The organism is Aeromonas molluscorum 848, from assembly GCF_000388115.1.
In the GTDB taxonomy this organism is placed as follows: Bacteria; Pseudomonadota; Gammaproteobacteria; order Enterobacterales; family Aeromonadaceae; genus Aeromonas; species Aeromonas molluscorum.
Window position 1 is genome coordinate 20,093 of sequence record NZ_AQGQ01000031.1, and the last position, 8,876, is coordinate 28,968.

The following is an 8,876-nucleotide window of genomic DNA, read 5'->3' on the forward strand; positions in this document are numbered from 1 at the left end:
CCTTGAAACAGTGAATGGTTCACTTGGGGCTTTCTATATTTTGAGCTGCGGCAGGCACTGCGCCGCAGGTTGTGCTATTTACTAATAAGTCATTAACTTTTGGTCGTTAAATGACACCCATCAAGGATGATGTGCCGGAGATAGAAAACAGAGCATTGCCAGCACACCGAGTTGAGCTATCCCAGCGGGTTAGGTGGAGGTTGTGATGAAAATAAATCTTCTTGCGGCTCTTGGACTCTCGGCCAGCTTGCTGGCCTCGGGGTCTGTCTTGGCCTTCAATGGCACCATAACGATCACTGGGGAGGTCACGGCGGGAACCTGCGACATTTCTGTCAACGGCGGCAGTGCTTCGGCGATTGTGACCCTGCCCACCGTCAGTACCAATGCACTCTCCGGTCTGGGGGTAACCGCCGGTGCGACAGGTTTCAATCTGGAGCTCACCAGCTGCCCGACGACGGGTTCGGTGCGAGCCTATTTCGAGAACTTTGGCGTGGCCCAGAGCACGGGGAATCTGAGCAATAAAGCGGTGGCGTCCGGCGGTAAGAACCCGGCGGCTAACGTGGAGGTGCAGATCCTAGCATCCGACAGCACCCCTATCGATCTGAGAGACAACACGGGCAATGATGTACTGGTTGATTTCAATGCGGCCGGCGATGCCACCCTTTATTACAGCGCCCAGTACATAGCCACCGGGCCTGTGGGAGCCGGGTTGGTGTCAGCTGACCTTATCTATTCTCTCGATTATCACTGAGATCTGCCCCATGAGCACGGTATCGGGTCTGGCCCGTTGGGGCGGCATGTTAGGTCGATTCCTGCTCCATGGGGTAGTGCTCTTTCCCATGCTGGCCTGGGGGCAGGTTCAGATATCTGGCACCCGGGTCATCTATCCCTCCACGGCTCGTGAAGTGACACTGGAGCTGACCAATAAGGGCACGCTGCCAGCGTTGGTTCAGGTCTGGATGGATACGGGCGATCGCCGGATCCGGCCCGGTGCCGATAGATTGCCCTTCCTCATCACACCACCTATTACCCGAATAGAGGCCCTGCGCGGCCAATCCCTGCGCCTTGCTTACATAGGGCAAGGACTGCCCCTCAACAAGGAGTCGGTGTTCTGGCTCAATGTGCTGGAAGTACCGCCCAGTGCCAAGTCTGCCGTGGCGGGTCAGAATCTGGTGCAACTCGCCTTTCGCTCTCGCATCAAGTTGTTCTATCGGCCCCAGGGATTGGCCGGTGATATCCAGCAATCCGCCAACGGGTTGCAGTGGCAATTGCTGCACCAGGCGAGTGGTTACGTGCTGCGAGCCAGCAACCCGAGCAGTTACCACGTCAGTATCAGCAATCTCGATCTGACAACGGCCCAGGCCAGGCAGTATGTCAATCGCAGCGGTGGCATGGTGGCGCCTGGAGCCAGTTTTGATTTTCCTCTGGAACGATTGAGCGGGCCAGTGCAGGCCAAAACGGTGACCTTCTATTGGCTTAATGATTATGGTGCCCGCGAGGTGGGCCGATTCGCGTTCAACTGACGAGTACCGGGTCGGGGAATTGAACCCGGCGCCAGGTCTTCCCGCATTCGATGTCAGTCTGTATCTGGAGGGAGGTGCGCCGTGATTGCCTGTGTTCTCCCTGCCGCCGTATCGATGACAGGTCTTCATGTTTACCCCCCCGCCTGCCTGACATCTTGCCGGGTTACACGCATTTTCCTGCTTATAATCCTGCTCATCGGTCACACCGCAATGGCGAATGAGCCGGTGCAAGCCAAGGCGATAGCGGCTCCCGAACCGGTGGAATTCAATAGCCAGCTGCTTGACGCTCTTGGCATGGATATCGACCTGACCCGCTTCTCTCGCGCCGACTTTGTGCCGCCAGGTATTTATCAACTCGATATCATCATTAACGGCCAAGACAAGCTGAGCCAGCAGCTGGAGGTGAGGGCGGGCGCGGATCCCCAGTCACCCCGCTTCTGTTTCAAATCAGCTCAGGTTGAGCAATGGGGGCTGTTGATCGGTAAGCTCCCTCATCAGCAGGCAGTTAACGCGCTGTTACAGAGCGATTGTATCGAGGTGGAAGCGTTGGTGCCTGAGGCCCGTTTCACTCTGGATTTGCCCAGCCTGACAGGTGCGCTGAGCCTGCCGCAGGCTTATGTCGGACGGGTGCGTCGCAACTATGTGGGGCCGGATCAGTGGGTGCAGGGGATCAATGCCGGTTTTGTCGGTTATAACGCCAATCTCTATTACAGCGACCAGCGCGGCGCATCAGACAAGCTCAGCAGCAACATCAACCTCAATAGTGGGCTCAACCTGGGGAGCTGGCGTTTACGTCACAATGGCTCCTTTCAGAGCGAAGGTGATTATCAAGCGCTCAACAGCTATGCCCAGCGGGATATCACAGGGCAGAGAGCCCAGCTCACCTTGGGGGAGTATTTTACCCCGGGAGACAGCTTCGACAGTGTGCCCTTCACCGGTGTGCAGCTTGCCAGCGATGATGCCATGCTGCCGGATTTTGAGCGTGGCTTCGCCCCTGTGGTGCGTGGTACTGCCGAGACCAATGCCAGGGTGACCATCCGTCAGGGAACGGCACTCATCTATGAGACCCAAGTTGCCCCTGGCGCCTTCGCTATCGACGATCTCTATGCCACCAGTTTTGCGGGCGATCTCGATGTGACTATTACGGAAGCTGACGGTCGTGAGCGCAGCTTCACCCTGCCATTTTCATCGGTGGTGCAGATGCTGCGCACCGATGCCTCCCGGTTTAGCCTGACCCTGGGCCAGTATCGCAATGATGCGGGGGTTGATGGTCCCAACTTCTTGCAAGGCACCTACAGACACGGCCTCTCCAATATCCTGACCCTCTACGGTGGTGCTATTGCGGCGCAAGATTATGGCGCCCTGCTGGGGGGATTGGCAGTCGGCTCCGATTATGGCGCTCTCGCTCTCGATCTCACCGGCTCCTGGGCACGGGATCTTCCCCCCGAGTCCAGATTAGCCAAGGAGTTGTCGGGGCAAAGCTATCGGTTGACCTACAGCAAGCAGCTGGATTACACCCGCACCTATGTCACGCTGGCCGCATACCGGTTCTCGAGCGAGGGTTATCTGGACCTCAACGATGTGGCGGCATTGCAGGGAGATCGCCTCAATTTGTTGCAGCGGGAACGCAATCGCTTCCAACTCAACATCAGCCAGCCGGTAGGGGAGCTGGGCGATCTCTATTTCAGTGGCATCGCGCGCAACTACTGGGGAGGTGAAGCGAACAACAGCAGCTTCCAGCTGGGTTACAACAAGGGGTTTAGCTGGGGCAGTCTCTCCCTCTCGGCCAGTCACTCCCTCAATGAGGACGATGGCGGGGATCAATATGTGTTGAGTCTCAGCATTCCCATCGGCGAGGCACTCGGTGGGCCACGCCTGAGTAGCACCCTCTCCTATCAGGAGGGACAGGGCGACAGCGCCCGCGCCGATCTCAATGGTGGTGCTCGCGATGGTCTGCTCTATTACGGGCTTTACGCCAGCAAGAATGGAGGGGGCGCAGCCAGCCACTATGGTTACGGCGGGAATTTGCAGTATCAGGGGGCCGCGGCCCAACTCGGCGCCAGCACCAGTCAGGGAGATGGTTACTCCCAATATGTCGCCTCGGCCAAAGGGACCTTGCTGGTACATAAAGATGGTTGGGTATTGGGCCAGACCCAAGGGGAGACAATGGCGCTGGTGGAGGCCAGAGGGGCTCAGGGAGCCAAGATAAGCCATGGTATCGGCAGTGAGGTCGATGGAGATGGTTATGCGGTGCTGGCCGGGCTCAATCCCTATCGCAACAACATCATCAGTCTGGATCCGGGGGGGCTGCCGGTGGACGTGGAGATAGAGGGCAGTGCGCAGATGGTGGCCCCCAGGCGCGGTGCCATCGTCAAACTCGACTATGAGACTCATATCGGCCAACCCTTGCTGCTGCAGGCCCAGCTACCGGATCGGATGACGCTGCCTTTTGGGGCCGATGTAGTTGATAGCAGTGGCCGCTCGGTGGCCGTGGTCGGACAGGGGGGACTTATTTTCGTGCGCGGCGAACAGGGGCCGCTTCACGTGCAGTGGGGCAAGGAGGGAAGCCAGCGCTGCCGTCTGGACTATCGACAACCCAAGCCGGATCCTGCCATTCCCTATCAGCAGGTGACCGCCCTCTGTCAGCCTGAGCAGACGCCATGATGAAGCCGCGTCGGCTTTATTGCCTGATGTTACTGTGTGCGCTCCTGCTTCGGGAAGAAGAGGGACAGGCCGCCATCAATTTGATGGCGACGCGTCTCGTCTACCCGGGCGGGGCTCCCGAAGCCAGTCTCAGGGTATTCAACGATGACCAGGCCCCCAGCTTGCTGCAGGCCTGGGTTGATGAGGGGGATGTGCAGCAAGGACCGAGTCACAGCAAGGCACCATTTTTGGTGACTCCTCCCATGATCCGGTTGGGGGGACGCAAGGGGCAGATGCTGCGCATTTACGGGGTGGATACCAAACATCTGGTACAGGACCGCGAATCCCTGTTCTGGCTCAATGTGCTGGGTTTACCTCCCAAAACTGTTGCTGAAGGGGCCAGGGTACAGCTCGCTTATCGCACCCGCATCAAGCTGTTCTATCGGCCCGCGGGCCTGCCTGGCTCAGTGCGCGACGCCGTGACTCGGCTTGTTTGGCAAACCGGGCCGGGGCTGGGCGTGACTGTGTCCAATCCCGGTGGGTTTTATATCAGCCTGAGTGAGGTGTTGATCTCCCACGGCAAGCAGTCGCTGCTCTGGCAAGAGGCTGCCTTGATCCCGCCGCAGGCTAAGCTGTTTCTGCCCATGGCGGGGGCAGATGAGACCGCATTGCACGGTGCGCGTGGCAGGGCGCGCTGGATTGATGATGATGGCAACTATCATGAGCAGGGCTTTCAATTGACTCAGGGAGCAGGGCGATGAAATTCAGAATCGGTGAGCGGGCGGGCTGGACCCGGCGGGCACTAGAGCGAGTGGGGATGCCGGGGCTGTTATTGTTTGGCGCGCTCTGTTACTTGCCCGACGCGAGCGCCGTCAACGGCCAGTGCACCAGCCCCTTTCTGGCAACAGTCCCGGTGACCAACCCCGCCAGCGTCTATCAACCGGGGGATACGACCAATGGCAGTTTTGCCACCACCAGCACAGCTACCTGCGACTGTACCGGTATATCGCTTGGTCTCTTGGTAACGGCTTACTACCAGGGGGCGACCACACTGCCGACCATTGCCGATCCCCTGGGTACCCTGATCAAACTCAACGATTATTTCGGTCTCAAGGCGGAGTTCAATGTGGGAGGGAGTTATCGTACTGTCCCCTTCAATACCACGACAATCGGATTGCTCAGTGTTTGTGTCGGTAACCTGCTCAATTTGGCGCTTGGCGGCATTGACGTCAATGGCGGTAAATATACCCTCAAGCTGCTCAAGGGGATCACTGGCACCCAGACCTTCAGTGGCACAGTCGCCAGCCTCTTCGTGCGGCGATCCAGCCTGCCCGATACCAACGTTGGCAACGAGTTCAGCCGGTTGGCCATGAATATCAGCATCACCTCAACCCCGAGCTGCCAGTTTCCAGCTGGTACCAGCATTCCTCTGGATCTCGGGGCCGTGGCCCAGAGTGCCTTCGTCGAAGGAGGCGTGCCACTGGGTTATGCCCCGCGCAGCGTCAATGTGAGTGTGTCGTGCAGCCAGATCCCGAGCGACTACGTGATCCCTCTCAGTTACAGCTTTGGTGGTGCTCTCACCAGTCAGGGTAACTTCATCAACACCAGCCTGGCGGGGGTGGGCATAGGTTTGCTCCAACAGGATACGGATACCCCTATTCCATTTGATACTGCCATCGGGGTACCCTACTCGCAAAGCACCCATAAGACTGACTACAGGGTGAGGGTGTATCCGACCAAGCTGCCAGGTCAGCCGGTACGAACCGGGCCCTATACGGCCACCGTCATGGTGACGGTGACTGTGCCCTGAGCCGCCCTCAGCCCGCGAATCCTATCGAGGCTAAATGATGAGTACCCACAGCGCCCTGCGCACCGAGCCCCAGCGTCACCCCATAGGGCGTGGCTGGTTATGGATCCGTAGTGGATTCGATATCTTCAACAAGGGCATGGGACTGAGCGTTGCCATGTTGCTGCTCTGGCTGGGGGTCGGCTTGCTGATCGAGCAGCTACCCACGGGAGGCTTTATTTCCCAACTGCTCTACATGGTGTGGATGGCGGGTTGGATGGTAGTGGCCAAAGGGGGTGATGAGCAGGGACGGCTGACCTTCTCCGACCTGTTTGCTGGCTTTCGCCACCGATTGACGCCACTGATGATGGGGGGCTTGTTTGCCCTTGGCCTCTTCACCCTGATAGCCATGCTCTGTTTTGGACTGCTCTCTTGGTGGGGGTTGAGCGATCTGTTCAGTCAGGATCCCGAACAGCTTTCCCTGACGGTGGAGCAGGCAAGAGGCGTGCTGCTCTGCGTGCTGCTGGGGATGTTGCTGCTGGTGCCGGTATTGATGGCGGTGACCTTTGCCCCCGCCCTCATCTATTTCCATGATGTCGGGATCTGGCAGGCCGCCAAACTCAGCTTCATCGGCTGTCAGCGCAACATGTGGCCCTTCCTTTGGTGGGGGCTGCTGGGCTGCGTCATGCTGCTACTCGGCACCCTGTTGATGCTGATTGGCCTGCTGGTGGTGTTGCCTGCGCTCAACTACTCCATCTATATGGCTTACAAGGATATCTTCCTCATCGAGCAAGAGGGGGAGGAGGGGATCGCACTGACCGGCTTCGAAGCCTGATCCCTCCTTCTCTTTATCAGGGGCCGAAAGGCCCCTTTTTTATTGCCAGAGTGGATCGGCTGCCATGCGCGCGACCATGAAGTCGAGGAAACTGCGCAGCAAGGGAGACATCTGCTTGCGGGTGCCATAGACACCGTAAACGCCCATTTGCTTGGGTTGCCAGTCGGGCAGCAAGGCCACCAGCTCACCTCGTTCGAGATGCGTTTTAACCGAATAGTGGGGTTGCAGGCTGATACCTGTCCCCGCCAGGGTGGCGGCCAGAAGCAGGTTGGATATATTGGCGCTCAGATTGCCGCTGACGGGGACCGATTGAGGGCCCTTCACCCCATCAAATTGCCACAGGCTTTTGCCGAAGTAGGTGTAGGTGAGGCAGTTGTGCAAGGCGAGATCTTGCACCTGTTGCGGCACCGGGTGGCTGGCCAGGTAAGCCGGACTGGCGCAGACCACCGAGCGGCAGGTGCCGAGCCGGCGGGCGACCAGATTGGGATCCAGATCGTTGGTGATCCGCACGGCCAGATCGATACGCTCCTCCACCAGATTGACCGTCCTGTCCAACAGCAATATGTCGACAGCCGTACCTGGATAGCTGGCCAGATAGTCGTTGGCGATGTTGACCAGCAAGGCCTCGGAGAGGGAGTAGCTGCTGGTGATGCGCAGCAATCCCTTGGGGGCATCCTGGCTCTGGGCTGCCAGCTGCTCCATCTCTTCGCCCAGGGTCAACATGGTACGGGCTCGCAACAGCGCCTCCTCTCCCGGCCCGGTCAGACTGAGGCGGCGAGTGGTCCGGTGCAGCAGGCGGGCTCCCATCCAGCGCTCCAGCTCGGCCAGGTAGCGTGACACCATGGCGCGCGACATCTCCAGCTGCTCTCCTGCGGCGCTCAAACTGCCCTGTTCCACCACGCTGACAAAGACCCGCAGGGCGGTCAGTCTATCCATGTTTAACCTCTATCTGTTCGATTCATGCAACAGTGAAGTGACTATTATGCTGTATTTGCAACTCAGTCGTTCTAATAAACTCTGTTCATCCCGAATCCATCATTAGGAATGACGCAATGAACAAGCAAGCACTTCGCAATTTGACCCTGGCCACCACACTGCTCAGCGGCGCCGCACTAGCTGCCCCTCTGACGGTAACCGTCTACAACCCGGGCGAGCAGGGGATCTTCCCTGTCGCTTCCGAGATCGTCAGCGGAGACAAGGAAGCCATACTGGTTGATGCCCAGTTCGGGGTCGGTGATGGCCAGGCGTTGGTCGAGTTGCTGCACAAGAGTGGCAAGACGCTGACCACCATCTTCATCAGTGGTGGCGATCCCGATTTCTATTTCGGCCTGGAACCTCTCAAGGTGGCCTTCCCGAACGTCAAGATAGTGGCCAGCCAGCACGTAGTTGACCATATCAAGGCCACCAAGGATGCCAAGCTGGCCTACTGGGGCCCCATTCTGGGCAAACAGGCGCCCAAGAGCCTGATAGTCCCCGAGGTGATGACGGCGTCCCATCTGACTCTTGAAGGTGAGCGGATCGAGATAAAGGCGATGAACACGCCGAGCGCCTATCTCTGGGTCCCCTCTATCAAGACCGCATTCGGTGGCGTGCCGGTGTATCACGGCGTGCATGTCTGGATGGCGGACAGCCAGACCAAGACGGCGCGGACGCAGTGGGTCAAGACCCTCAATGAGCTGCTGGCGATGAAACCGGCCAGGGTGATCCCGGGCCACTTCCTGGGAGCAGAGCCCAGGGGGGCCGAAGCCGTGACCTTCACACGCGATTATGTGCAGCGCTTCGAGCAGGAGCTGGCCAAGGCCAAGGACTCAGACAGCTTGATCCAGAGCATGAAGCAAGCCTTCCCCGCGTTGCCTGACGATGATGGTCTGGCTATCGGCGCCAAGGTCGCGACCGGCGAGATGAAGTGGTAAAGCATTGAGCCTACTTCCCTGTGTTTTTTACCGGGCCCCTTGGCCCGGTTTTTTCAAGCTGGATACGACGCCATGAAGATGAAAGAAACAACATTGCACTACGTTTATGACCCCCTCTGCGGCTGGTGTTATGGTGCAGCCCCCCCTGCTTGCGGCCGCGGCCAGGCTGGCGGGGG

General features: G+C 58.7%; 8 protein-coding genes and 1 pseudogene. 8 read left to right on the plus strand and 1 reads right to left on the minus strand.

Features of this window, described 5'->3' with window-relative positions; translation table 11 throughout:
- Positions 1-205 precede the first annotated feature (205 nt).
- The 6 genes from G113_RS06965 to G113_RS06990 all read left to right on the plus strand — a co-directional run bounded on the left by G113_RS06965 (position 206) and on the right by G113_RS06990 (position 6,787).
- Entirely contained in the window at positions 206-751 is a 546-nt protein-coding gene (locus G113_RS06965) for a fimbrial protein (protein ID WP_005897371.1), read from the plus strand.
- 10 nt (positions 752-761) lie between these two features.
- Positions 762-1,523, plus strand: coding sequence for a fimbria/pilus periplasmic chaperone (locus tag G113_RS06970; RefSeq protein WP_005897373.1), 762 nt, complete (start codon positions 762-764; stop codon positions 1,521-1,523).
- A gap of 210 nt (positions 1,524-1,733) precedes the next feature.
- Positions 1,734-4,187, plus strand: coding sequence for a fimbria/pilus outer membrane usher protein (locus G113_RS06975; protein WP_040318989.1), 2,454 nt, complete (start codon positions 1,734-1,736; stop codon positions 4,185-4,187).
- Complete coding sequence (locus tag G113_RS06980; protein WP_236611727.1) at positions 4,184-4,927, plus strand: fimbrial biogenesis chaperone; 744 nt, start codon at positions 4,184-4,186, stop codon at positions 4,925-4,927. Before G113_RS06975 ends, G113_RS06980 begins: the two co-directional genes overlap by 4 nt.
- Complete coding sequence (locus G113_RS06985; protein ID WP_005897379.1) at positions 4,924-5,976, plus strand: fimbrial protein; 1,053 nt, start codon at positions 4,924-4,926, stop codon at positions 5,974-5,976. Before G113_RS06980 ends, G113_RS06985 begins: the two co-directional genes overlap by 4 nt.
- 37 nt (positions 5,977-6,013) lie before the next feature.
- On the plus strand, positions 6,014-6,787 hold the full coding sequence (locus G113_RS06990) for a BPSS1780 family membrane protein (protein WP_005897382.1): 774 nt from the start codon (positions 6,014-6,016) through the stop codon (positions 6,785-6,787).
- A gap of 39 nt (positions 6,788-6,826) precedes the next feature.
- On the opposite strand, the gene G113_RS06995 is transcribed toward G113_RS06990, so the two are convergent.
- Complete coding sequence (locus G113_RS06995) at positions 6,827-7,723, minus strand: LysR family transcriptional regulator (protein WP_005897386.1); 897 nt, start codon at positions 7,721-7,723, stop codon at positions 6,827-6,829.
- A gap of 116 nt (positions 7,724-7,839) precedes the next feature.
- On the opposite strand from G113_RS06995, the gene G113_RS07000 reads away from it, so the two are divergent.
- Both G113_RS07000 and G113_RS22060 read left to right on the plus strand, forming a co-directional pair.
- A complete protein-coding gene (locus G113_RS07000; protein WP_005897389.1) occupies positions 7,840-8,700 on the plus strand; it encodes a Vmh family MBL fold metallo-hydrolase in 861 nt (286 codons plus the stop codon).
- 72 nt (positions 8,701-8,772) lie between these two features.
- A pseudogene (locus G113_RS22060) lies at positions 8,773-8,876 on the plus strand (DsbA family protein); the annotation flags it as partial.